The sequence below is a fragment of the Thermogemmatispora sp. genome, from assembly GCF_019683635.1.
Taxonomy (GTDB): Bacteria; Chloroflexota; Ktedonobacteria; order Ktedonobacterales; family Ktedonobacteraceae; genus Thermogemmatispora.
Window position 1 is genome coordinate 37,704 of sequence record NZ_JADGIA010000005.1, and the last position, 23,499, is coordinate 61,202.

Genomic DNA, 23,499 nt, shown 5'->3' on the forward strand with positions numbered 1-23,499 from the left:
TCCTCTCCAGTGTAGCATAAAAAGGCAACAGCGACTACATCCTCATCATCTTCTTCTAGACAGAGGGCAGCCTTGCAGCTTCTCCCTGCATCGCCGGGCCAGGCCAGCGGAGCCGGGGCCGGCCACAGCAGCATGGATCGCTCGATCAGCAAGAGATCAAAAATTGCTGGTGCCGGCCTCTTGACAGAACGGCCCTGTCCCGGTACACTTATCAGCGTAATGAATATTTTTTCAGTGCTGAATAATTATTCAGAGACGAGGAGACAGCGATCATGAGCAACGGCCTCCAGTTTGGCGCAGGCATCTGGCTCTTCGGCCAGTTCATCGACCGTTATGCCACCAACGCTTACGGGCCGCCGGTAGGAACCATTGAGGCCATCGAGCGGGCCGGGCGTGTTGGAGGGCTGGTCGGACTAGACATCAACTATCCCTTTCCCGAAGAGGACCTGAGCCTGGAGCAAGTCAAAGAGGCGCTGGAGCGCAACGGTCTGCGCGCGATTGCCGTGACCCCAGTCATCTATGACCAGCGCTTCGCGCGTGGCAGCTTCACCCATCCTGATCCCGCGGTGCGGCAGCAGGCCATTGATCTAGGCAAGCGAGCCACGGATGTCGCTCGTGTCCTTGGCGCCGATTACGTCAAATTCTGGCCTGGGCAAGACGGCTATGACTATCCCTTCCAGGCCGATCACCTGCAGCTCTGGGACTTCACCGTCAACGGCATTCGGGCGGTCGCTGAGGCCAACCCCGACATGCAATACGCCATCGAATACAAAGCCAAGGAACCGCGAGTTCATCTCGTCCTCAGCTCCTCAGCGCGCACCCTGCTGGCCATTCAAGAGATGGGTGTCAATAACGTCGGCATCGTCATGGACCTTGGCCACTCCCTCTTCGCCAAGGAGACGCCGGCGGAAGCGCTCCAGTTGATCGCACGTCATGGCAAACTGACAAGCATCGAAGTCAATGACAACTGGCGCGAATGGGACGACGACCTGGCCGTGGCCTCCATTCACCTCATCGAAACTATTGAATTTCTGCAAGCAGTTGAGCGCATTGGCTGGCAGCGTCCTATCCTGCTGGATCAGTTTCCCTTCCGCGAAGATCCTGTTGAGGCGGCGCGTGTCAGCATCAAGCGTATCCAGGCTCTTGAGCGCCTGCGCCGGCGGCTCGACCAGGCGGCCCTCAAGGAAGCCCAAGAGAAGCAAGACGCCTTGCAGGCGCAGCAGCTCATCTTTGCGGCCCTGCTAGGACTGGACGGAGGCGAAGAGTAAGCATGACCCAGGATCGTGAGGACCAGCTTGCGGCCCTGCGCAGGAAAGCCAACCTTTTACGGCAGCGAGACCTGGTGATGATCCAGCGCGCTGGCATGGGGCACATCGGCGGCGACTTCTCCGCGCTTGACATCCTGGTCACGCTCTACTTTGCCGTCCTGCGCGTGGACCCGCAGCATCCCGATGCTCCTGATCGTGATCGCTTCATCCTGAGCAAGGGGCATTGTGCTGGGGCCCTCTACAACACCATTGCCGAAGTGGGTTTCTTCCCAACGAGCGAGCTAGAGACCTTCATGAAGCCCCTCTCGCGTCTCAACGGCCACCCAGATCGCACCAAGGTGCCAGGGGTTGAAGCCAGCACTGGCCCGCTAGGTCACGGCCTCCCCATAGGGGTCGGGGCAGCCCTGGCGGCCAGACTTGACGGGGCCGCCTGGCGTACCTATGTGCTCACCGGGGACGGCGAGCTGCAGGAGGGCAGCAACTGGGAGGCGGCGATGGCCGCGGCCCACTACGGACTGGACAATCTCACCGTCATCATCGATCGTAACCGACTGCAGCAAGGAGCGCCAACCGAGGACACCATCCGGCTGGAGCCGCTGGCCGACAAGTGGCGCGCCTTCGGTTGGGCGGTGCGCGAGGTTGACGGGCACGACTACGCGGCACTCCTGGAGATGCTACAGAGCGAGAGCTGGGAGCCTGGGCGTCCGCGCTGCCTGATTGCCTACACACACAAAGGTCAAGGGGTTTCCTTTATGTGCGACAATGTTGACTGGCACCATCGAGTACCGACGCCCGAAGAGGCCGAGCGGGCTTTACAGGAGCTGCGGGAGGCGGTGTACGGATGAGCCAGCTCTACGACTGTCGTGATGCCTTTGCCCAGGCGCTCGAAGAGGCGGCGCGCAACGACCCGCGTATTGTCGTCGTCATCAATGATTCCCTTGGCTCCAGCAAGCTCAAAGGCTTCAAGACGGCCTTTCCGCAGCGGCTGGTCAACGTGGGCATTGCCGAGCAAAACATGGTTGGGGTGGCTGCCGGCCTGGCCAACGGCGGCAAGATTCCCTTTGTCAGCGGGGCCTCGCCCTTTCTGACAGCGCGCGCCCTGGAACAGATCAAGGTTGACCTGGCCTACTCTCAGGCCAATGTCAAGCTCTGTGGCATGAGCAGCGGCCTGGCCTACGGCGAGCTGGGGCCGACCCATCACTCAATCGAAGATCTGGCCTGGACACGCGCCATCGCCAATCTCACCGTCATCGTGCCTGCCGATCCTCTGGAGACCGCTCAAGCTGTGCACGAAGCCGCTCGTCTCTCAGGCCCCTTCTTTCTGCGCATCAGCCGTATGCCCGTGCCGCAGGTCCATCCGGCGGACTATCGCTTCCGCCTCGGCAAAGCGAGCTGGCTGCGTCAGGGAAGCGATGTCGCGCTGATCGCCACTGGGGTAATGGTCGCTCGGGCCCTGGAGGCCGCCGCGTTGCTGGCCAACGACGGCATTGAGGCGGCAGTGATCAACATGGCGACCATTCGCCCGCTGGATCGCGAGGCGGTAATCGAGGCCGCGCGGCGCAGTGGCGCCATCGTCACCGTCGAAGAGCATACCGTCTATGGCGGACTGGGAGGAGCGGTCGCCGAGGTTGTGGTGACCACCTATCCCGTGCCGATGCGTATCCTGGGCGTGCCCGGCGTCTTCGCGCCCACCGGCTCGCCCGAGTACCTCTTAGAACATTTCGGCCTGACGCCTGCTGGCATTCGGGCCGCAGCGTTAGAGCTTCTCAAGGCGAGAGCAGAGCAATGAAGCAGACGGCGATCCTGGCCATTGATCAGGGAACCACCAACACCAAAGCGTTGCTGGTCGATGCCGCGGGCAACGTTCTCGCGCGGGCCAGCCGCCCTGTACAGCGGCGCTACCCGCGCCCAGCCTGGGTCGAGCAGGACCCGCTGGAACTCTGGCAGAGTGTGATAGAGGCCAGTGCGGCCTGTCTGGAGCAGGGCGGTTCCAACGTAGAGCTGGTGGCCGTGGCCATCAGCAACCAGCGCGAGTCGGTCTTGCTCTGGGAGCGGGCCAGCGGTCGGCCCCTGGGGCCATGTGTGAGCTGGCAGTGTCAGCGCTCGCGTCAGCTCTGCCAGTCCCTACAGGATCGGGGGCTGGAGCCATTCATTCGCGAGCGCAGCGGCCTCACTATTGACCCCATGTTCTCCGGGACAAAGATCCGCTGGCTGTTGGAAGAGCAGGATCTCCTGGCGCGGGCTGAGGCTGGCGAACTGTGCGCAGGCACCATCGATAGCTGGCTCTGCTGGCAGCTCAGCGGGGGAGCGGCTCATGTCTGCGACATGACCAACGCCTCGCGTACGCAGCTCTTCAATCTGCAGCGGTGTGACTGGGACGAGGAGCTGCTGCAGCTGCTCGGTGTACCGGCGGCCATTCTGCCAGTCGTTGAGCCTTCGGCGGCCATTCACGCCCGAACCGTGGCCTGTGGAGCCATCCCGGAGGGTCTACCGCTGGCGTCCCTGATCGGCGACTCACACGCTGCCCTCTTTGGCCAGGCCGGCTTTCTGCCGGGCGCCGTCAAAGCCACCTATGGTACTGGCTCATCGCTTATGACGCCGATCCCGGAGCTGCGTCTCTCGCAGAGCGGGCTTTCGACCACTATCGCCTGGGCCATTGGCGAGCGCGTCACCTATGCCCTCGAAGGCAATATTTATGTCACCGGGGCCGCCGTCGAGTGGCTAGGGCGCTTCCTTGGCCTCAGCGATCCCGTCGTCGAGTTAGCGGCCCTGGCCGCCAGCGCGTCCGATAGCGGCGGCCTCTACTTTGTCCCCGCCCTCAGCGGCTTAGGAGCGCCCTACTGGGACAAAGAGGCGCGCGGCCTCATCTGTGGTCTGACGCAGGCCAGCACCCTGCCGCAGCTAGCGCGGGCCACCGTCGAGGCCATTGCCTATCAGGTGCGTGCCGTCTTTGACGCCATGCAGGCCGAAGCGGGCGTTGAACTCCAGGTATTACTTGCCGATGGTGGTGCCACTCGTAACGACCTGCTCATGCAATTTCAGGCCGACATCATTGGCAGACCGGTGCTGCGCTGTGAATCGGCTGATGTTTCCGCGCTGGGAGCCGCCTATCTGGCCGGTCTGGCGGTGGGTCTCTGGGCAAGCGAGGAGGAGATCGCTGCCCTGCCGCGTCCCCGTCAGCGCTTCGCGCCGACCCTGCCTGCAGAGGAGCGCGAGGCCCACTACAGCGGCTGGCAAGAGGCGGTCGCGCGCGCCACGCTGCACCGATCCGCAGAGCGCCGGTAGGAAGGATCTTGTCCGGCGTAAGGAGTAACGCACGTTATGGCACGCATTGACGATCTGCGCTTGATGGCCAAGGTTGCCAGTCTCTACTATGAGCGCGGCCTCTCGCAGGTAGAAATTGCCGAGCGGCTGCAGCTCTCGCAGTCCAACGTCTCACGCCTGCTCAAGCGGGCTCAGCAAGAGCAGATTGTGCGTATTACGGTGAGCATGCCGCGAGGGGTCTATACCGACCTTGAAAATCAGCTAGAGGCGCTCTATGGACTCAAAGAGGCTATTGTCGCAGATTGCCCAGAAGATGCTAACAACGAACAAATACTGCAGGCCATCGGAGGAGCGGCGGCCTTCTGGCTGGAGTCCAAAATCACGCCAGGAGAGATCGTCGGGATCTCCTCCTGGAGCGCCTCGCTGCTGGCGATGGTAGACGCCATGCATCCGCTGACGCAGCCCTCGCGGGCCAAAGTGGTTCAGATCCTGGGCGGCATCGGCAACCCGGCGGCGGAGGTCCACGCCACGCAGCTGACGCGTCGCCTGGCTGAACTCCTGCACGGAGAGGCCGTCTTTCTGCCAGCGCCGGGCGTCGTCAGCTCACCGGAGGCTCGCCAGATCTTCTTTGAAGATCCATTTGTGCGCGAGGCCTACCAGCTCTTCGACAGCGTCACGGTGGCGCTGGTCGGCATCGGCGCTGTCGAGCCTTCGGCACTGCTGGCCAGTAGCGGCAATATCTTTTCGCTCGAAGAGCTACACATACTCCGTGAGCACGGAGCCGTTGGTGACATCGTGCTGCGCTTCTTCGACGCCCAGGGGCGTCCGGTTGTGACACCGCTTGACGAGCGGGTGATAGGGATGCGCCTGGAACAATTGCAGCGCGTCAAGTATGCGGTTGGGGTCGCCGGCGGCGAGCGGAAGCAGGCAGCCATTCGGGGTGCCCTCGAAGGGCGCTGGATCAATGTTCTGATCACCGATCACCTGACGGCGCGCTGGCTGGTAGAGCAGAGACAAGAGCAAGCTGCTCCCCCGGAGAGCGGCGGTGGTGCCAGTGCTGCCGCGCACTAACTAGACCAGAGCGAGAGCAGGCGACCTGCCATGCGTGCAGGAATGCGAAACCCAACAACGACCGACCATTGCCCGGTTGGGAGGACTCTATGTACGACCATGCTCAGAGAGTGAGCCGCACGAAGCAGGACAACCGGCCACGGATGGCCTCCAGACGGCGCAGCCGTGGCCGGCTGCCGTTGCTGTGGGGTGGGCTGGCCTTACTGGTCTGTCTGCTCCTCTCGGCCTGCAGCCTGTACACGGTGCGCCCGCTGAACGCCTCCAGCAGCAGCGCTGGTGGCAGCGGCCCCCAGACCTTCGACCCCACGAGCTATGTCAACCAGATCTGGGACAGTCGGGTCGTACCGACCGTCGTGCAGCAGGCCCACGACGCCAGCGAAGTGCTGGCCGCTCTCAAGGCCAACCAGCAGACGGCCCAGCAGCGCTATGGCCATCAGGAAGGTGACGGCCCATATACCTTCATGGTCAAAGGCGTCGGGCGCGTCATCAGTGTCAATACCTCCTCGCGCAACGGCACGCTTGACCTGGACCTGCCTCCCTACGATGGCAAGGCCGACCTCTCGCTGCAGATCGGGCCGGTCATTCTGGGCACCGCCATCCGCGACGGCGTCGGTTTTATCCATTTCAGCCAATTCGTCAACCAGATCCAGTATGCCCAGGTGGCCGATGCCCTCAACGCCCGGGCTGTCCAGGTGGCGCAGAGCATCCACCCCACCCAGCTCAAGGGGAAGCTCATCCAGTTCTATGGCATCTTTGCCCTGACTGATCCGCAATTCATTCTGGTGGCTCCGGTCAAACTCCAGGTGGAGGGTTCCGGCTCATGAGTGCAGCTGATCGCGAGATGGCCCCCGATGTGGTGCTGCGGGCCGAGGGCATCACCAAGATCTACGGTGGCACGGTGGCCCTTGACAACGTCGACTTCACCGTCTATCGCGGCAAGGTCAACGTCCTGATCGGCGAAAACGGGGCGGGCAAGTCGACCTTAATGAAGATCATCGCGGGGGCGGAGACCGCCACCCGTGGTCGCCTGCTTCTGGAAGGACAGCCAGTCCATTTCAAGTCACCGCGCGAGGCGGCCCGCGCTGGCATCGGCATCATCTATCAGGAGCTGAACCTCTTTCCCAACCTGAGCGTGGCCGAAAACATCTTTCTCGATCATGAAGCCATGCGTCGCCACGGCTTCCTGGTCGATCGGCGCCGCCAGCAAGAAGCGGCCAGACGGCTCCTGGAGCGGCTGGAGCAGCCCATTGATCCCCAGGCGTTCGTGGGGAATCTGCGTTTAGGGCAGCAGCAGATTGTCGAGATTGCCAAGGCGCTGGCGCGCGACGTGCGCATTCTGATCATGGACGAACCGACCTCGGCCCTGACCACCGCCGAAGTGGAGATCCTCTTTCGGGTCATCCGTGAGCTGAAGGAGCAGGGGGTCTCGATCATCTATATCTCGCACAAGCTGGAGGAGCTGCTGCGCATTGGCGACTACGTGACGATCCTGCGCGATAGCCATCGCGTGGCTGAGGCGCCCGTCAGTGAGATCGACGTCAACTGGATCGTGGAGCAGATGATTGGGCGCAGCGTCAGCGACACCTATGTCCATCAGGAGCATGCGCTTGGTCAGGAGCTGCTACGGGTCGAGCATCTGAGCCTGCCGCGGCCTGGGGGTGGGCTGCTGCTGGACGATGTTTCATTCCAGGTGCGTGCTGGTGAGATTGTGGCGCTCTACGGCCTGCTGGGGGCGGGCCGTACCGAACTGCTGGAGTGTCTGATGGGCCTCCATCCAGAAGCCAGTGGCACCCTCTGGATCGCCGGCCAGCCGGTGCGCGGGCGCACAGTCGGCGAGCGCATCGCCGAGGGGCTGGTGCTCGTGCCCGAGGATCGTCAGCGTGAGGGGCTGGTGCCGACGCTCTCGGTGGCCCACAACATGGTCCTGGCGAGCCTGCGCCGCTATCTGAGTGGCCTGGCGCTCTCGCGTAAGAAGGAGCTGACGGCGGTCCGTCGTCTGATCAGTGACCTGGGCATTAAAACCCCCTCGCCGCAGACGTTGATCGAGGCCCTCAGTGGGGGCAATCAGCAGAAAGTTGTCGTGGCCCGGGGGCTATTAACGGAGCCGCGGGTTCTCCTCCTGGATGAGCCGACCCGAGGCATTGACATTGGGGCCAAGGCCGATCTGTTCCGCCTGATGAATCGTCTGGCCGGCGAGGGGCTGGGCATCCTCTTCGTCTCCTCCGAGCTGCGGGAAGTCATGAGCGCCGCTGACCGCATCCTGGTCCTGGCGCGCGGACGCCTGACCGGCGAGTTTCGCCGTGAGGAAGCCAGCGAAGAGGCGCTGGTGGCCGCTGCCTCGCTGGGTCAGGGGCCAGCCTCTGAGCAGGCAGAAACCGGCGAGTGGGCAGCCGGTGGCGGGCTGCAGACGGGGACCACGGACGGCAGCCAGGTCGCCACGCCCACCGCCTCGGCCACGAAAGAACGGCGCGATCAGCCGCATCCACACGCCTAGAAGAGGGAGACCATGCGCAATCCGTCATCGGTGACCAGCCGCGAGCCGGCGGCCCGCCGCAGCTTCACCCTGCAGCGGCGGCAGATTCAGACCTTACTCTTTCAGTTGCGCGCCTTTGTGGCGCTCATCATCCTGGTGATCATTTTCTCGATGCTCTCGCCCGACTTTCTGACGCTCAACGATCTGACCATTGTGGCCGAGCATGTCTCGATCAATGCGCTTCTGGCCATTGGGCAGTCGTTTGTCATCCTGACAGCGGGGATCGACCTCTCGGTCGGCTCGATCGTGGGACTCACGGCGATGGTGGCCGGCTATTTGATCAGTCAAGGGCTCCCGCTGCCCATGTTTGGCGTGGTGGTCTATTTCAACGTCTGGGTGGTGATCTTGATTGGCCTGCTGGTGGGGATCGTGCTGGGTCTGGTCAACGGGCTGGTCATCACGCGCCTGAGCGTGGCCCCCTTCATTGCCACCCTGGGCATGCTCTACGCGGCCCGTGGTCTGGCCTTGCTGACCTCCAATGGGGCGACCTTCCCCGACCTGGGAGGCGATCCCTCGCTGGGCAACACGGGCTTCCCTTTCCTGGGAACGGGGAACGTCCTGGGGGTGCCAATGCCGATCTGGCTGATGATCCTGTTTGGCGTGGTCGCCTCCTTTGTGGCGAGCCGCACGCCTTTCGGGCGTCAAGTCTATGCCATCGGCGGCAACGAGCGGGCGGCCCAGCTCTCGGGCATACGGGTTCACCGCGTCAAGCTATTGGTCTATGTGATCTCCGGCTTCTGCGCGGCCATGACGGGCCTGGTCATTGCCTCGCAGCTGCAGGCGGCCCAGCCGGCGACGGGCGAGAGCTATGAATTGAATGCCATCGCGGCGGTGGTGTTGGGAGGGACCTCGCTCTTCGGTGGGCGGGGGACGATCCTGGGCAGCATCATCGGCGCGTTTGTGATCGGTGTCCTCAGCGATGGCCTGGTGCTGATCGGCGTCTCCGAGTTCTGGCAGATGGTCATCAAGGGAGCCGTGATTGTCCTGGCGGTCATCATCGATCAGCTGCAACAGCGATGGCAGAAGCGTGCCGCCCTGGCCTGAACCAAGGGCTAGCGGTGGGTGAGCGAGAAGGGAAAGAAGACCCTGGGAAGGAGGGAGAGCAGCGCTGGTCCCAACAAGGGATCGGCAGAGGACAACAAACATCAGGCCGTGCAGCCTTCTCAGCAGCCGGGCACAAGGAAGCTGCCTGGACGAACGACAACACAGCGCGCGCCCACTCCTTATGGCTCGCGGTGTGGCTCACCTGGCTGATAGGAAGGGGTTGCTCTCGCCCCACTCTCTTGAGAACGAGGTGCAACGGGAGCAGCTGACAGGATCTCTCAAAGAAGAGTGCCGAAAGGAAGGGAAACGACTATGCTTCGACGAATGCTTTATCTGCTGACAGTGCTGATGCTGGTCAGCCTCAGCCTGGCTGCCTGTGGCAGCTCGGGCCAGTCATCGTCGACAACTTCTGGCAGCTCCGGGGGGAAAAAACTGATCTTCGTTATCACCCCAGCCTACGACAATATTTTCTTCAAAGCGGAGGCCGATGCCGCTGTGGCCCGCGCCAAGGCGCTCGGCTACGATACGGTGGCGGCCACGCACGATGATGATGTCAACAAGCAGAATCAGCTGATCGACACGGCCATCGCGCGTCATGCGGCGGCCATCATTCTGGACAATGCGGGCGCGGATGCAACCGTGGCCGCGGTGCGCAAGGCCAAGAACGCCGGCGTGCCTGTCTTCCTCATCGATCGCGAGATGAATGCCACGGGGGTGGCCGTAGCCCAAATTGTCTCCAATAACTATCAGGGGGCGACGCTGGGGGCCCAGGAGTTCGTGAAGCTGATGGGCGAGCAGGGCAACTATGTGGAGCTGCTCGGCAAGCAGTCAGATACGAACGCGGCCATCCGCTCGCGCGGCTATCACGATGTCATCGATCAGTATCCACAGATGAAGATGGTAGCCCAGCAGAGCGCCGACTGGGATCAGACGGAGGCCTTCCAGAAGATGCAGACCATTCTGCAGGCGCATCCCGATATCAAGGGGGTGATCTCGGGCAACGATACGATGGCGCTGGGTGCCTGGGCGGCGCTGCAGGCGGCCCATAAGACCAATGTGATCGTGGTGGGCTTCGATGGCAGCCCCGATGTGATTGCCTCTATCAAGCAGGGAGGCATCAAAGCGACGGTGTTGCAGCCTGCGGTGCATATTGCGCAACTGGCCGTGGATGAGGCCGATAAGTACCTCAAGACCGGTTCTACAGGACAACCGGAGAAGCAGTCGATCGATTGTATTCTGGTAACGGCGCAGAACGCCGATCAGTTCGGGGTTTTCGGACCGAAGTGAGCGAGTGAGTGTCTGAAAGGGGGGCCGGCAGCTACTGCCTGTGTGCAGTGGCCTGTCGGCCCTCTCTTGCTGAGGAGGCTAAGGGACCTGCCGCCAGCGACGAGCGGCGCCTACAAAGCGCCGGGCCGCCTCGGGATAGCCGCTAAAGGAGAGGTGCAGATAGCTGGCCAGCAGGTTGCCGCGGGCGAAGCCCTCGGGCTGCTGGTGCTGCCCATCGGGCGAGCTGAGCATATAGGCGGCCTCCGCGGGGTCCGGCCCCGCATCCAGACGCGAATAGTGGAACTCATGCCCGCGTACCTGGACCCCGGGCGGCAGTAGCAGGCTCTCATGCTGTGCCCGAGCCAGACGATAGCCGATCCGCAGATCCGTGTAGCTGCCTCCCAGGATGCTCTCGCGCTCGATAACTCCCAGCATAGGGTAGCTTTCGCCGCTGGCTGTGCGGATGTGGTGACAGAGGTACATCAGCCCTCCACATTCGGCATAGCAGGGTAAGCCTGCCGCCAACAGCTCGGCGAGCTGGCGGCGCAGCCTTTCGTTGGCGGCCAGGGACGCGGCGTGCTCCTCGGGAAAGCCGCCGCCCAGATAGAGAGCGGAGCAACCCGCTGGTAGCTGGTGATCGCGCAGCGGGCTGAAAGGCACCAGCTCGGCCCCGGCCTGGCGTAGTAGATCGAGCGTGTCAGGATAGTAGAAGCTGAAAGCTTCATCATAGGCCAGAGCCAGGCGTACCCGCTCCTCGCCTGGGGCAGTGACTATCTCGGCCTCGGCCTCGCTCGTGGCCAGGGGAGGCGCCTGTCGCGCCAGGGTCAGCACCTGTTCCACATCGCAGGACTGGCGCAAGAGCGCTAACAGGGCGTTGAGGCGTTCGCCGCTGAGGGCCTGCTCGTTGGCTGGCAGCAAGCCAAGATGGCGCTCGGGCCAGGGGGCCTCGTCCAGTGCGGGGAACGCTGCCAGCAGAGGCAGACCGGGGGAGGAGGCCAGGGCCTCACGCAGCAGGCGCGCATGTCCAGGACCCGCCACACGATTGGCGATCACCCCGACGAGTGCTAGCTGAGGGGCGAACTGCTGGAAGCCCAGCACGACCGCCGCGGCACTGCGCGCCTGGGCCCAGGCGTCCAAGACCAGGATGATGGGCGTCTGCAGCAGGCGGGCTATCTCCGCAGCGCTGCCGGCATCGCTGTGGGCCTCACGCCCGTCGTAGAGACCCATCATGCCCTCGATAATGGCCAGATCGGCATCGCGACAGGCCGAGGCGACGATGGCCTCCAGGCGTGCTGGCGGCATCAACCAGGTATCGAGATTGTAGCAGGGCCGTCCGGCGGCCTGGGAGAGATGTGAAGCATCTAGATAATCGGGGCCAACCTTAAACGGCTGCACGCGCCAGCCCCGCGCCCGCAACTCGGCGATCAGCAGGTAGCTGATCAAGGTCTTGCCGACGCCGCTGGCAGTACCGGCGATCAGTAAACGTGGCAGATCGACAGACATCGTCAAACCTCCTTCGCTGCGCACACGGGCCGGAGATCGCTCATGGATGGACTCAGCCCCGCCAGGGCCTCGGCCCAGCCTGGCCTACCTGTCTGGGACATCTCTGGGACATCCCACAGCCCTCGCCCCGGTTCAGCGTCACTGACGACAGCTAATCACCTGCTCTTGTGGCCAGTCAAGCGCGATCCGGCCCTCCTTGCTCACTGGCTCTTGCCGATAGCGCAACCTATCTCAGAATGTAGGAAAATATACCGATACCTGTCACCATCAGCGCTCTGACTCCGTTGTCCTATTACGTGAGAACAATGGGTGCTTTATCTATGTTGTTGGAAGTGATCGGTCAGTCTCCTCCCTGGCGCTGGTTACGGGCTGCTGCTGGTTGGCTGCTGCGTCTTCTTCACAACCTGCCGGTGCTACTAGAGAGTGATCTCCGCGGCAATACCATTCCAGTGCTCGACGGTGTGCGGGCGCTGGCCTGCCTGGCGGTGCTCGTGTTTCACGTCAACTGGACGACCTATCATCAGCATCTCTGGCAGCCGCTGCACTATCCGCTGGTGGGTTCTTTATTGCTGGTCGGCAGCACAGGGGTGACTCTCTTCTTTATTCTGTCGGGCTTTCTGCTGTTCCTGCCCTATGTTGGAGCGTTGTTGAGTGAAGAGCGACCGTGGCCCTCGGGGCGACGCTTCTATCTGCGGCGGGCTTTGCGTATCTGGCCGGCCTACTATGTGTCGCTCTTGATCTTGATCACGCTCTGGCAGCCACAATACTGGCAGCCGGCTCACTGGCGCGAGTTACTGCTGTTTGTGACCTTTTTCATGGACTCGACGCCGGAGACCTTTCGCAAGATCAATGGTCCCTACTGGACGCTGGCCATCGAATGGCAGTTTTATTTGCTGCTGCCCTTGCTGGCGCTGGGGGTCTCGCTGCTGCTCAGACGCCTGCCGCAGCGTCGGCGTTTTCCATTGATCTGTCTCACGCTGGCTCTGGTCATTGTCTACGCCCTGCTGGTGCGTCACTGGGGTGATTATTACGTCGATCATCCCGAGGCCAGCCTGCCGCTGGTGCCGCGCACGGTTCTCAACGTGGTCCTCTTCTTTGTCTACGGCATGAGCGGCAAGTTTCTGGAGGACTTTGCCATCGGGATGCTGATCGCCGCCTGCTACACCTATGGACGCATGATCCGGCCCGCTGGCGTCTTGATGAGGGGCTTGCGGCGCTGGAGCCTGGTGCTCTGGGGCCTTGGGCTGGTCCTGTTTGTGGGCATGGCTCTCTGGCACCTCAACCATGATCTGGGAGCCTTTGCCTGGCTGGATGGCCTTTTGCCCCTCTATGATACCCTGAGCGAGTTTGGCTTTGCCCTGGCCTACGGCTCATGTCTGACCGGCCTGCTCTTCGGGCCATCCTTGCTGCGCTCCATCTTCTCCTGGCGCTACCTGCGCTGGCTCGGCCTGGTATCCTATAGTCTCTACATCTGGCATCTGCCACTGATCGCCTACTTTAGCGTCCATATCCAGCCGTGGCTCACCGGACTCAATCACTGGTTGATCTACGGCTGCTACTGGCTATGGGTCTTGGTGACGGTGCTGCCGCTAGCCTTCCTCTCGTACCTGCTCATCGAGCGCCCTTTTCTCAAGCTCGGTCAGCGCCGGCTCAGAGGAGGCGGCGGGGGTGGTCAGGTGCTGGCTCCCAGGCAAGGGCAGCAGCTAACCACCTCGCACATGCGTTAGAACCAGGAAGAGCAGCCAGCCATCTGGCTGCTCTTCTCGCTTATCGACACAGCTCGCTCACCGTTCACTGAGCTGGCCAAGGCGGCCAGCCCGCCTGTGGTGGACAGCAAGACGGGCCGGCGCCTGCTAGCTCGATTTACGTTGACACTGATGGGAAGGCAAGATTATAATACTTTACACAACCCATATGATTTGTTGTGGCGAAGTAGTCTGCTTCGCTGTGGAAGCAGCGGTTGCCCGACACGTCGGACGTTGAGCTCCGCCTACTGCTCAAGCGAAGCATACGTCCCCAAAAGGAGCTTCTATGCCTACCACCGAAGGTCTCGAAGATGTCGTTGCCGCCCATACCCGTATCTGTGATCTGGATGGTCAGCGCGGCAAACTGACATATTACGGTGTCGACGTTCACGACCTGGCCGCTCATTCCTCGTTCGAAGAAACAGCTTACCTGCTCTGGCATGGGACGCTGCCGACCCGCGCACAGCTAGAGGCCCTCAGTGCGGAACTGCGTGCTAACCGCGCCTTGCCAGGACGGCTGATCGATCTGATGCGCTTACTGCCTCCCTCGACGCCCCCGATGGATGTTCTCCGAACCGTCGTTTCCGCGCTCTCCACCACCGACCCCGATCTCAGTGATCGCTCCCAGGAAGCCAATCTACGGCGAGCAGTGCGCCTGACAGCGCTTCTGCCCTCGATCGTAGCCAGTTGGGATCATATTCGCAATGGGAGAGAGCCGGTAGCGCCGCTGGAGGATGGGAGCCTGGCGGAGAACTTCCTCTATATGCTCAGGGGGGAGCGGCCCGATTCATATGATGCCCATGTGCTGGATGTGGCATTGATTCTGCATGCCGACCATGAGCTGAATGCCTCGACCTTCTCGGCTCGCGTGGCAGCAAGCACGCTTGCTGATATGTACGCGGCAATCACGGCGGCGATAGGCACGCTCTCCGGCCCGCTGCATGGTGGTGCCAATGAGCAGGTGATGCGCATGTTCCAGCGCATCGGTGATGTGAGCCGCGCTCAGGAGTATATCCGGGGCATGCTGGAGCGCAAGGAGCGCATCATGGGCTTTGGCCACCGCGTCTATCGCACCGAGGACCCGCGCGGCAAGCATATGGATGCCTTCGCCGTGGAGCTGAGCCGGCGCAAGGGCGACACACGCTGGGTGGAGATGTCGCGCGTCATCGAATCCTATGTCAAAGAGCAGAAGGGCCTGCACGCCAATGTCGATTTCTACTCGGCGACGGTCTACTACTTGCTGGGCATTCCTGTCGATCTGGACACGCCCGTCTTCGCTTGCAGCCGTGTTGTTGGCTGGACGGCCCACGTCATGGAGCAGTACGCCAACAACCGCCTGATCCGCCCACGCGGCGAGTACATCGGCCCCAAAGATGTCCCTTATGTACCAATCGAGCAGCGCGAGCAGGCTCAGGTAAGCTAAGAGAGCCAGGCAGGCACCAGATATCTGGGTGCTCGCCAATCTACTGCACGCCGCAAGAAGAGTCCACACTGCGGTTCCATCGGGAGCAATCGCTAGCAGATTGCTCCCTTTTCTTTTGGGGCGCCGGGCCTGGCCTTGACAGAAGCTCTGATCCGCAACTATACTCATTACGAATAGGCTACCACTGGGAGGAAGGGCGACTACGCGAGATACACGCCTGGCCGTTGCTGTCCATATTCTGACCTTGCTCGCTCAGCAAAGCGAGGCAGATCCCCTGACGTCCGAGCGCATTGCCGGCAGCGTCAATACGAACCCGGTCTTTATTCGCCGCATTCTGGGCCTGCTCAGCCGGGCCGGATTGGTGGCCTCGCAGCCGGGAGTCGGTGGTGGCTGGCGCTTGCGACGCGATGCCGCCAGCATCAGCTTGCTGGATGTCTATGAGGCCGTCGGAGCTGGCCCCCTGCTGGCTTTGCATCATCGCATGCCGAATCCCGACTGCCTGATCGGGCGCAATATTCAGCGCACTCTGCTGAACTACTTCGGCGAGGCGGAGGCGGCTTTCAAGCAGGCGCTGGCGCGCCAGACTATCGCCCAGGTGCTGGAGACCGCTCAGGAAGGGGAGCTGTCGTCGCCGGCCTAGTGGAGTCCTTTTTTTCGCTTGCATTGAGAACTGTCACAGTTACAGATTGAGTAAGCCAGACCGGCGCCCTGAAGCCCTACGGGAGCGGGCGCAGGGTTCTTCAGCCACTGAAAGGAGCGACCTTTTCATGAAGATCGTCGTCTTTGGGGCAACAGGTAACATTGGTCAGCGTATCATCCAGGAGGCTCTCAACCGGGGTCACGAAGTCAAAGGGGTGGCGCGTCGCCCCGAGCATTTCACTCTGAGTCATCCGCGCCTCAGCTTTGAGGCGGGCAACGTTCTTGACCCTGCCGATGTCGCGCGGCTGGTCCGCGGCTACGACGTGGTGATCAGTGCGGTGGGGCCGGCGCGTGATCGAGAGGAAGACCCGCGTATGGTCGTGCAGGCGGCTCAGGCTCTCATCGAGGGGCTGAAGCGGGCGGGCGTCAAGCGCTTAGTGGTAGTGGGCGGCGCTGGCAGTCTGGAAGTGGCGCCCGGTGTGCGCCTGATGGACACGCCTGACTTCCCACCGGGATGGCGTCCCATTGCTTCCGCCGCTGCCGAGGCTCTGGAGATCTATCGCCAGCAGGGGGCTGATCTCGACTGGACCTACTTCAGTCCGGCGGCCTTTATCGAGCCGGGCCAGCGCACGGGACGCTATCGCGTGGGAACCGAGCAGCTGGTAACTAATGAGAAGGGCGAGAGCCGCATCTCAATGGAGGATTACGCGGTGGCGCTGCTCGACGAAGTGGAGCAGCCTCGCTTTGTGCGCCAGCGCTTCACCGTGGCCTACTAGCGGCGCAGGTGAGGCCGCAGGGCAGTCTCAGGGCAGCGCGTGGGCTGGGTGCCGATGCTGCTCTCGCTCTAGGGCAGCAGAGGCTTCAGCGCGCGCTGCATCTCTTGATAGGTCTGGTAGCGAGCAGCAGGCTCCTCCTGTAAGGCTCGCGCCAGAATCGCCTCCAGCTCTGGCGAGACCGCGGGATTGAGCTGGCGCACCGGTGGGTAGGCCGGATAGTGCGGCGGCCCCTGGTTGGTAAGGACGTGGTGGATGCTGGCCGCCAGCATGTAGATGCAGGTACGCCGGTCGTAGCGCCGATCCTTGATCGGCAGGTAGGGTGAGAGCGCCAGCTTGCGCGTCGTGCGATGCTGACTGCGGCTACCGGGTGGGCTGTCGAGCGGTGGAGGTGGGATCTGGAAGCCGGTGAGCATGGTGCGCCTGCGTTGGCGCTCGATGATGATGTTCGCGGGCGAGATATCGAAGTGATAGAGCGGTGGCTGCTGCTGCTCCAGAGCGGCCAGAATATTGAGCACGCTATAGAGCCAGGTCACCGCTTCGCGCTCGGGCAGGGGACGCAGCAACTTCTGCAGGCGCTCCTCCAGGCTCTCGCCGTCGATGTAGGTCAGGACCAGATAGTAGTGGCGGCCCTCGGCGAAGCGCTCGCGCACCTGGGGTACGAGCGGGTGGCGCAGACGGGCCAGGGCCTCGCTGGCGCGGTCGTAGTAGGCCAGCTCCTGGGCGCGCCGGGCCAGCGGGAAGTCGGTGCATTCCCAGCGTTTGAGCACTACCTCTGCACCATTGGCCTGGTTATCGGTGGCGACCATTGTGGTGACGCGCGTCTCCTCGCGGCTTTTGAGGACGCGCTTGATGTCGTAGCGTCCCTGGCGGATACTGATGCCGAGTAAAGGACTGTGGCGGACGAGCGTCGGTGGAATGGTCAGGCGCCCGCAGGCCGAGCAGCAGCGCTGGCCGAAGCGCACCGGGGCATGGCAGTAGGGACAGGTGCGGTCGTCGTAGTCGGCGCCGCAGTTGCTACAGCGCTGAGCACCGCTGCGGTTCTGGAACCCGCAGCGCTCGCAGACATAGCGCTGCAAGGCGGTCGCGACGGCCTCGGCGTAGGCGCTGGCGAATTGCTGCGTGTCATGGTAGCGTTGATGATAATCCTTGGACAGGGCCCGCAGGAGAACGGCGGCGACCTCGGCGGGCAGGCGCGGATTCCACTGCTGTGGCGGCGGCGGCGGCTCGTGCAGGTGGGCGCGCCACATCTCTTCCAGACGGCTAAAGGCAAAGGGCAGACGCCCCGTGAGCAACTCGTAGCAGCAGATGGCCAGGGCGTACTGGTCGCTCTCGCGGCGCGGGTTGCCCTGCCACTGCTCGGGGGCCATGTAGGCGGCGGTACCGGTCACCTCGCCGAGCGAGGCGTGGGTTTGCATGCCCAGGTAGAAAGTGGTACCGAAATCTGAGAGCAAGAGTTGCCCATTGCGTCCGATGAGCAGGTTGCCTGGCTTGACGTCCTGGTGGATCAGTCCATTCTGGTGCACGTAGTAAAGGGCCTGGGCTGCCTGCTCTACATAAGGGAGCAGCTCCTCAGCGAAGGCAGGGCGCCGGCTGCCGTCGGCCTTGCGGAAGAGATCGTAGATGGTCTGCGGCGCGTACTCCATTACCAGATAGGGGCGCTCGTCCTCTAGCTGGCCGAAGCTGTAGACGGGGAGAATGTTGGGATGCTGCAGGGTAGCGATGCGCCGCGCCTCGTCAAAGAAGCTACCGAGGGCCTTGTCGTTGAGCTGGTCAAAGCGCAGGACCTTGAGGGCCAGCGTGCGGCTGAGCGGCTCCGATTCGCGCACCTGGTAGACATGACCGTAGCTGCCCGAACCAATGAAGGCCGTAATCTGGTAGTTGCCGACGCGCGCTCCCTCGATAAGAAACTCGCAGCGACGGCAGGAGACGGCGCTCTCGGGATTGTCGTGTCCTCCGCGTGGATTGAGACAACGAGCCACCATGCTTCCTTTCGCCCGGGCCGAGCTGACTGAGCCGATGAAAGACACTGCGCAGATCGCTCAGTGAGCCACTTCCTGAAGCACGATTGTCGTCTGCGCTGTGCTCTGTGCTGGGCTGTTTGCTCTTCACTATATATCTACGCCGACGTTCTCTGCAAGTTGCCTTGCCTGCTCTCCTATCGAGGAGAGACAAGTACTGATCCGGCCTCATTCAGCACTGGTGCTGGCCTGACTGGACTGTCCTCTCTGCCGAATGGCAAGGTCAGCCAGGGCATCTCAACTTTACAGACAGACCGCCTGGCCTGTCAGGACAATGGCAGGCTGCTGCCCTATCGCCAAAGTCAGATGAGATGATCGATAGTCTGGCTTCCTGGCTAGCGTCGGTATGGGGTGCTGCGGGGCTGGCTCCCCAGTCGCCAGCTCAGCCTGCCCTCTTACTTACTTGAAGAGCTGGTCGATATAGCGAACGGCTTCCCTCAGACCCTGCCCCGTCTCATCGCGATAAGCCCTGATAGCTTCAAGACGCTTCCCCTGGGCGACGTATTCGGCCACGCGGGGCGAGACGCCGGAGGCGATCAGCTGCTCGCGTATGAGCGCGCACTCCTCGGGGGTGCGCACGGGGGTGGCATGTCGTCCAAGGAGCAGGGAGATGAGTGCTATCAGTGTGCCCAGAAGGGCGAGGGCGATACTGATCCAGAATGTCATTGTCTTCTCTCTCGTTAAGCGTGGAGAACAGCCTCCTGATGCTCTATTCAGACTGTTTTCTGATCTGTACTCCTGTTGGCTCACAGAGAGCCTCCCATCATGATAGACGTCGCTGAACCCTGCTGCTCCAAGGATAATCATACCTGCCTGTCCGTCCGTCCACTTCTCTCCTTGAGCATGGTCTGGTGCTTGCTTTCTTGGCCAGGGAGGTCTATAATCTCTGCCCCTGAATTTTTTTGACTAGACGAGGTATTGACCTTTGCAATTCAGGATTGACAACAGCATCTTTGCCCATTTCCCCGGCCTCTCTCTTGCTGTCGTTGTCGCCGAGGGCCTGGATAACAGCCGCATACTGCCAGCGGTCAGTGAGGAATGGCGGCGTGCCTGGGTCAGAGCCGGGCAGGAGGCTGCCGCCTATGGCAACGCCCAGTCGCATCCTCGTGTACAGCCCTGGCGCGAGCGTCTGCGCGCAATCGGCGTCTCCAGCAAGTTCCCCAGCTCAATTGAGGCGCTGCTGCGGCGTGCTCTCAAAGGGGGAGAGCCGTTCAGCATCAACGCGCTGGTTGACTTCTATAACACCGTCTCCTTGCGCTACGTCGTCCCTGTCGGCGGCTTCGATCTGGAACAGGTGCGCGGACCGCTGGAGCTGCGTCTGACGCGCGAGGGGGATCAGTTCACCGCTCTGGGCGAAGAGGAGCCGCAACCGGTGCAGGTTGGTGAAGTAGCCTATACCGATGGCCAGACCATTCTCACCCGTCACTTTGTCTGGCGCCAATCGCGCACTGCGCTCATCACCCCTGAGACGCGCCGGGTCTTCCTCGTTTCTGAGTCCCTGGGCGAGGTCGGCCCGCAAGTAGCGCAGGCGGTACTGGAGGAGATGACAAACGGCCTCCGTCGCTACTTTGAGGCTGAGGTCCATCCCTTCCTCCTCTCAGAGGCGAGACCGCTGGCGGAATGGTAGCAGCGCTATCCGCCCCAACACTGTGCTCTTCCTCCTTTCTCTGGTAATGATTGCCCTGCTCTCAGGCAGCAGTGCACTGCTTGCTAGAGGATATTGGAGCCAGTGACTCCCATTGCGTTTGTACCTCCCAGGAGGAGCCAGGGAGCGCCAACGCTGATCACTCAAGGCAGATGGCCAGCGTGAGCGCTCCCTCTGGACGCAAAAAAAGCAGAAAGGCAGGGAAAGCTATGCTGAAACCGGTAAACGATCGTCGGCTCATTGTCTATCGCTACTGGGTGCGCGATGGGGAGCTGCTTGGTTGTGCTGTTCACCCGTATCTGCTGCTGGGTGCTCTGGCGCAAACAGTAGTGGGGGTACTCGTTCTGATCTTCCTGTTGGCGCGTCAGCGAGACCTGGCTGTTCCGCCGCTCGTGCTCGAAATAATCTTAGGGAACATCGTCCCATTCTGCTGGAGTCGCTACACAGGCGTCTATAGAGTGGATGCCGCCGGCAGGCCACGCGCCTTTGTATCACACGCGCTGCTACCAGGCATGACGCTCAGGAATAGTATGGGCCGCAAACGCTTTCTGAAGTCGGTTGAGCAGACAGCAGAGATCGGTTGCAGCTAAGAGACAGAGAAGGCCGGCTATCCACGTTCCTCGCCAGGGATACGAGCTATTGCGTTCCGCCCTCTCCTGTGTTAGGCTAATAAAGAAACGAAACAGTTTCGTATCCAAATGTCCTGCAAGGGGCTGTACGCGACTCCATTGGCAAAGCTGTCGTGGTCGCCGGGCAGCTACCGCCGCCAGTTCAGGCGCTGCTGCGCATCGCTGCAGAGCGGGCTTTCATCGATGCATTCGATCGCAGTGCCTGGTCGCTGCTGCCGTCCTGGCAGTCGGGGCACCGCTGGCCTTACTCTGTCTACCGCCGTGGCGGCGTCGCGTGTCGGGGTCTGGGGAGTCAGTGCCGGAGGCAGGCTTGACGCTCAGCAAGTCACCTACTACAATGGAAGCGAGGGAGGGGCAGCCGTCTCATGATTGAACCTGAATCTGAGTCCGAGTCAGCACAACGGCGGCCTGGGCGTCCACGTAGCGCCCAGGCGCACATGGCTATCCTCCAGGCCACCCTGGAAGAGCTAGCCGAAGAAGGCTATCAGGGCATGACCATCGAGGGTGTCGCGGCCCGCGCTGGCGTCAGCAAAGCCACCATCTATCGTCGCTGGTCCTCGAAGGAGGAGCTGGTCCTCGAAGCTGCTCATCGTATCTACACTGACATTCCGGTCATCAACACCGGCCACCTGCGACGCGACTTCGTCTCCGTCTACACCCTGGCCTATCGGGCTATCCAGCAGAACCCTTTTCTGCAGCGGCTGCTCTTCCGAGCCATTGGCGAGCTACACATCAACCCCGAGATCTATCGCGCCTTTGTTGAACGTCTCTTTGCTCCGCGCCTGCAGCAGTTTATCGAGCTGATCAGGCAGGCCCAGGAGCGCGGCGAAGTGCGACGCGACCTCGATCCCTGGCTCGTCATCGACCTCGTAGCCGGTCCCTTGTTCTACCATCTCATATTTGGCCCTCTGGCGCCGTCGCAGCCGCAACCCTTCAACGAGAGCTGCATCGAGCGGCTCATCGACGTTGTCTTTGAGGGCATTGCCCCCAAACCTGCGACCTCCTAGGGCGAAGAAGGAAAAGGAAAGGGCAGCAGGCCGGGCTGTATCCTGCACGCCTAGCCGGCTCGCGCTCACCTGCTTGGATTGCGCAGAGCCTGCGCGCGTTGTCGCCAGTAAGCCCTGATCCGCTGCAGCGTGATTTTGGCCAATCCCTCGATCTGCTCAATCTCCTTAAGGCTGTTGAACGCGGCCTGGGAAGGAAGCAAGAAAAGGGCCATCGCCGCCTGTGGGCGATGGCCCTCGACCGACAGCTTCTGCCACGCGCCGGGCGCGAGGTGAGCTGAGCAGATGGTATCAACCGACGCTGCCCGACATCTCCAGCTGGATCAGGCGGTTCAGCTCCACCGCGTACTCCATCGGCAGCTCCTTCGTGATCGGCTCGATGAAGCCGTTCACGATCAACGAATAAGCCTCCGACTCGTCCAGACCGCGGCTCATCAAGTAGAAGAGCTGATCCTCGCCGACCTTCGAGACGGTAGCCTCGTGGCCGATCTCCGTCTCATTGTTCTCGATACGCATCGTCGGATAGGTATCGGTGCGTGCCCGCTCGTCCAGCAGCAGGGCGTCGCAGCGCACGCTGCACTTCGTATGGTGGGCCTCCGGGTTCACGCGCACCAGCCCGCGGTAGGAAGCGCGGCCTGTGCCCTTCGAGACCGACTTCGAGAGGATCTGCGAAGTTGTGTACGGGGCCAGGTGGGTCACCTTCGCACCGGCATCCTGATGCTGCCCATCGCCGGCGAAGGCCACCGACAGAATATCGCCGCGCGCGCCCGGCTCCATCAGCAGGACGGCGGGGTACTTCATCGTGACCTTCGAGCCCAGGTTGCCATCGACCCACTCCATCGTCGCATCGGCGTAGGCGGCGGCGCGCTTCGTCACCAGATTATAGACGTTCTTCGACCAGTTCTGGATCGTCGTATAGCGCACGCGGGCGCCGCGCTTCACGATAATCTCCACCACGGCGCTGTGCAGGCTATCCGTCGAATAGACTGGAGCCGTGCAGCCCTCCACATAGTGGACATACGAGCCGGGTTCCGCGATGATCAGCGTGCGCTCGAACTGGCCCATATTCTGGGCATTGATGCGGAAGTAGGCCTGGAGAGGAATCTCCACGCGCACATTCTCCGGCACGTAGACAAAGCTGCCGCCGCTCCAGACTGCGCTATTGAGCGAGGCGAACTTATTATCGGAGGGCGGAACGATGGTGCCGAAGTACTCCTTCACCAGGTCGGGGTAGAGGCGCAGGGCGCTATCCATATCCATAAAGATCACGCCCATCTTCTCCAGATCCTCGCGGACCTTATGATAGACCGCCTCGCTCTCGTACTGGGCCGTTACGCCGGCCAGATACTTGCGCTCCGCCTCTGGGATGCCCAGGCGATCGAAGGTCTCCTTAATCTCGGGGGGCACCTCGTCCCACGAGCGGCCCTGTTCCCTGACGGGCTTAATGTAGTAGTAGATATCGTCGAAGTTGATCCCCGAGAGGTCTGCACCCCAGGTAGGCAGAGGCCGCTTTAGAAAGAGGTCGAGGCTCTTGAGACGGAAGCGGCGCATCCACTCAGGCTCGCCCTTCATCTCCGAGATCTGCTCAACGACCTCGCGGCTCAGCCCCTTCTTCGACTTGAAGGCGTAATTTTCAGGTACATGGAAGCCAGCGGTGTAGCTCGGCTCGGC

The 23,499-nt window shown here is 62.2% G+C and carries 21 protein-coding genes; 17 read left to right on the forward strand and 4 right to left on the reverse strand.

Features of this window, described 5'->3' with window-relative positions:
• The first annotated feature begins 272 nt into the window (after positions 1–272).
• The 9 genes from IRZ31_RS01405 to IRZ31_RS01445 all read left to right on the forward strand — a co-directional run bounded on the left by IRZ31_RS01405 (position 273) and on the right by IRZ31_RS01445 (position 10,467).
• Positions 273–1,268: a TIM barrel protein gene (locus IRZ31_RS01405; RefSeq protein WP_297148757.1), complete on the forward strand. Its 996-nt coding sequence runs from the start codon at positions 273–275 to the stop codon at positions 1,266–1,268.
• A 2-nt stretch (positions 1,269–1,270) separates the two neighbouring features.
• Entirely contained in the window at positions 1,271–2,113 is an 843-nt protein-coding gene (locus tag IRZ31_RS01410) for a transketolase (protein WP_297148759.1), read from the forward strand.
• Positions 2,110–3,057 carry a transketolase family protein gene (locus tag IRZ31_RS01415; RefSeq protein WP_297148761.1) on the forward strand — a complete coding sequence of 316 codons (948 nt, stop codon included), beginning with the start codon at positions 2,110–2,112 and terminating at the stop codon, positions 3,055–3,057. The genes IRZ31_RS01410 and IRZ31_RS01415 overlap by 4 nt, the downstream gene beginning before the upstream one ends.
• Positions 3,054–4,553, forward strand: a complete 1,500-nt coding sequence (gene glpK, locus IRZ31_RS01420) for a glycerol kinase GlpK (RefSeq protein WP_297148764.1) — start codon at positions 3,054–3,056, stop codon at positions 4,551–4,553. Before IRZ31_RS01415 ends, glpK begins: the two co-directional genes overlap by 4 nt.
• A gap of 36 nt (positions 4,554–4,589) precedes the next feature.
• Complete coding sequence (locus IRZ31_RS01425) at positions 4,590–5,603, forward strand: sugar-binding transcriptional regulator (RefSeq protein ID WP_297148766.1); 1,014 nt, start codon at positions 4,590–4,592, stop codon at positions 5,601–5,603.
• An 89-nt stretch (positions 5,604–5,692) separates the two neighbouring features.
• Positions 5,693–6,427, forward strand: a complete 735-nt coding sequence (locus IRZ31_RS01430; RefSeq protein WP_297148768.1) for a DUF2291 domain-containing protein — start codon at positions 5,693–5,695, stop codon at positions 6,425–6,427.
• On the forward strand, positions 6,424–8,097 hold the full coding sequence (locus IRZ31_RS01435) for a sugar ABC transporter ATP-binding protein (protein ID WP_297148770.1): 1,674 nt from the start codon (positions 6,424–6,426) through the stop codon (positions 8,095–8,097). Before IRZ31_RS01430 ends, IRZ31_RS01435 begins: the two co-directional genes overlap by 4 nt.
• 12 nt (positions 8,098–8,109) lie before the next feature.
• Positions 8,110–9,180, forward strand: coding sequence for an ABC transporter permease (locus IRZ31_RS01440; protein WP_297148771.1), 1,071 nt, complete (start codon positions 8,110–8,112; stop codon positions 9,178–9,180).
• A gap of 312 nt (positions 9,181–9,492) precedes the next feature.
• Positions 9,493–10,467, forward strand: a complete 975-nt coding sequence (locus tag IRZ31_RS01445) for a D-ribose ABC transporter substrate-binding protein (protein WP_297148773.1) — start codon at positions 9,493–9,495, stop codon at positions 10,465–10,467.
• A gap of 78 nt (positions 10,468–10,545) precedes the next feature.
• On the opposite strand, the gene IRZ31_RS01450 is transcribed toward IRZ31_RS01445, so the two are convergent.
• Positions 10,546–11,949: a cobyrinate a,c-diamide synthase gene (locus IRZ31_RS01450; protein WP_297148776.1), complete on the reverse strand. Its 1,404-nt coding sequence runs from the start codon at positions 11,947–11,949 to the stop codon at positions 10,546–10,548.
• A gap of 320 nt (positions 11,950–12,269) precedes the next feature.
• Here IRZ31_RS01450 and IRZ31_RS01455 point away from each other — a divergent pair, with 320 nt between their 5' ends.
• The 4 genes from IRZ31_RS01455 (at position 12,270) to IRZ31_RS01470 (ending at position 16,532) form a co-directional block, all read left to right on the forward strand.
• Entirely contained in the window at positions 12,270–13,676 is a 1,407-nt protein-coding gene (locus IRZ31_RS01455) for an acyltransferase (protein WP_297148779.1), read from the forward strand.
• A 304-nt stretch (positions 13,677–13,980) separates the two neighbouring features.
• A complete protein-coding gene (locus IRZ31_RS01460) occupies positions 13,981–15,117 on the forward strand; it encodes a citrate synthase (protein ID WP_297148781.1) in 1,137 nt (378 codons plus the stop codon).
• 217 nt (positions 15,118–15,334) lie between these two features.
• Positions 15,335–15,757, forward strand: coding sequence for an Rrf2 family transcriptional regulator (locus tag IRZ31_RS01465; RefSeq protein WP_297148798.1), 423 nt, complete (start codon positions 15,335–15,337; stop codon positions 15,755–15,757).
• A 127-nt stretch (positions 15,758–15,884) separates the two neighbouring features.
• Positions 15,885–16,532 carry an NAD(P)-dependent oxidoreductase gene (locus IRZ31_RS01470; RefSeq protein ID WP_297148783.1) on the forward strand — a complete coding sequence of 216 codons (648 nt, stop codon included), beginning with the start codon at positions 15,885–15,887 and terminating at the stop codon, positions 16,530–16,532.
• 68 nt (positions 16,533–16,600) lie between these two features.
• On the opposite strand, the gene IRZ31_RS01475 is transcribed toward IRZ31_RS01470, so the two are convergent.
• Both IRZ31_RS01475 and IRZ31_RS01480 read right to left on the reverse strand, forming a co-directional pair.
• Positions 16,601–18,514, reverse strand: a complete 1,914-nt coding sequence (locus IRZ31_RS01475) for a protein kinase (RefSeq protein ID WP_112432915.1) — start codon at positions 18,512–18,514, stop codon at positions 16,601–16,603.
• 435 nt (positions 18,515–18,949) lie between these two features.
• On the reverse strand, positions 18,950–19,216 hold the full coding sequence (locus IRZ31_RS01480; RefSeq protein WP_297148787.1) for a hypothetical protein: 267 nt from the start codon (positions 19,214–19,216) through the stop codon (positions 18,950–18,952).
• A gap of 259 nt (positions 19,217–19,475) precedes the next feature.
• Here IRZ31_RS01480 and IRZ31_RS01485 point away from each other — a divergent pair, with 259 nt between their 5' ends.
• The 4 genes from IRZ31_RS01485 to IRZ31_RS01500 all read left to right on the forward strand — a co-directional run bounded on the left by IRZ31_RS01485 (position 19,476) and on the right by IRZ31_RS01500 (position 22,109).
• Positions 19,476–20,177 (forward strand): phenylalanine--tRNA ligase beta subunit-related protein, encoded by a 702-nt coding sequence (locus IRZ31_RS01485; protein ID WP_297148789.1) that lies wholly within the window; start codon positions 19,476–19,478, stop codon positions 20,175–20,177.
• A 227-nt stretch (positions 20,178–20,404) separates the two neighbouring features.
• On the forward strand, positions 20,405–20,785 hold the full coding sequence (locus IRZ31_RS01490) for a hypothetical protein (protein WP_297148791.1): 381 nt from the start codon (positions 20,405–20,407) through the stop codon (positions 20,783–20,785).
• Between the two features lie 404 nt (positions 20,786–21,189).
• Entirely contained in the window at positions 21,190–21,831 is a 642-nt protein-coding gene (locus tag IRZ31_RS01495) for a TetR/AcrR family transcriptional regulator (protein WP_297148793.1), read from the forward strand.
• 98 nt (positions 21,832–21,929) lie between these two features.
• Positions 21,930–22,109 (forward strand): hypothetical protein, encoded by a 180-nt coding sequence (locus tag IRZ31_RS01500; protein ID WP_297148795.1) that lies wholly within the window; start codon positions 21,930–21,932, stop codon positions 22,107–22,109.
• A gap of 10 nt (positions 22,110–22,119) precedes the next feature.
• Here the strand turns inward: IRZ31_RS01500 and sufB are convergent.
• On the reverse strand, positions 22,120–23,499 hold a 1,380-nt coding region (sufB, locus tag IRZ31_RS01505), incomplete at its 5' end, for a Fe-S cluster assembly protein SufB (protein WP_297148797.1).

Bases quoted from the DNA above. Each gene is read 5' to 3' on its own strand.
- IRZ31_RS01445 (WP_297148773.1), top strand. From the start codon at position 9,493: ATGCTTCGACGAATGCTTTATCTGCTGACAGTGCTGATGCTGGTCAGC.
- IRZ31_RS01415 (WP_297148761.1), top strand. From the start codon at position 2,110: ATGAGCCAGCTCTACGACTGTCGTGATGCCTTTGCCCAGGCGCTCGAA.
- IRZ31_RS01450 (WP_297148776.1), bottom strand. From the start codon at position 11,949: ATGTCTGTCGATCTGCCACGTTTACTGATCGCCGGTACTGCCAGCGGC.
- IRZ31_RS01475 (WP_112432915.1), bottom strand. From the start codon at position 18,514: ATGGTGGCTCGTTGTCTCAATCCACGCGGAGGACACGACAATCCCGAG.
- IRZ31_RS01470 (WP_297148783.1), top strand. From the start codon at position 15,885: ATGAAGATCGTCGTCTTTGGGGCAACAGGTAACATTGGTCAGCGTATC.
- IRZ31_RS01435 (WP_297148770.1), top strand. From the start codon at position 6,424: ATGAGTGCAGCTGATCGCGAGATGGCCCCCGATGTGGTGCTGCGGGCC.
- IRZ31_RS01405 (WP_297148757.1), top strand. From the start codon at position 273: ATGAGCAACGGCCTCCAGTTTGGCGCAGGCATCTGGCTCTTCGGCCAG.
- IRZ31_RS01480 (WP_297148787.1), bottom strand. From the start codon at position 19,216: ATGACATTCTGGATCAGTATCGCCCTCGCCCTTCTGGGCACACTGATA.
- glpK (WP_297148764.1), top strand. From the start codon at position 3,054: ATGAAGCAGACGGCGATCCTGGCCATTGATCAGGGAACCACCAACACC.
- IRZ31_RS01490 (WP_297148791.1), top strand. From the start codon at position 20,405: ATGCTGAAACCGGTAAACGATCGTCGGCTCATTGTCTATCGCTACTGG.
- IRZ31_RS01455 (WP_297148779.1), top strand. From the start codon at position 12,270: ATGTTGTTGGAAGTGATCGGTCAGTCTCCTCCCTGGCGCTGGTTACGG.
- IRZ31_RS01440 (WP_297148771.1), top strand. From the start codon at position 8,110: ATGCGCAATCCGTCATCGGTGACCAGCCGCGAGCCGGCGGCCCGCCGC.
- IRZ31_RS01425 (WP_297148766.1), top strand. From the start codon at position 4,590: ATGGCACGCATTGACGATCTGCGCTTGATGGCCAAGGTTGCCAGTCTC.
- IRZ31_RS01460 (WP_297148781.1), top strand. From the start codon at position 13,981: ATGCCTACCACCGAAGGTCTCGAAGATGTCGTTGCCGCCCATACCCGT.
- IRZ31_RS01410 (WP_297148759.1), top strand. From the start codon at position 1,271: ATGACCCAGGATCGTGAGGACCAGCTTGCGGCCCTGCGCAGGAAAGCC.
- IRZ31_RS01495 (WP_297148793.1), top strand. From the start codon at position 21,190: ATGATTGAACCTGAATCTGAGTCCGAGTCAGCACAACGGCGGCCTGGG.
- IRZ31_RS01430 (WP_297148768.1), top strand. From the start codon at position 5,693: ATGTACGACCATGCTCAGAGAGTGAGCCGCACGAAGCAGGACAACCGG.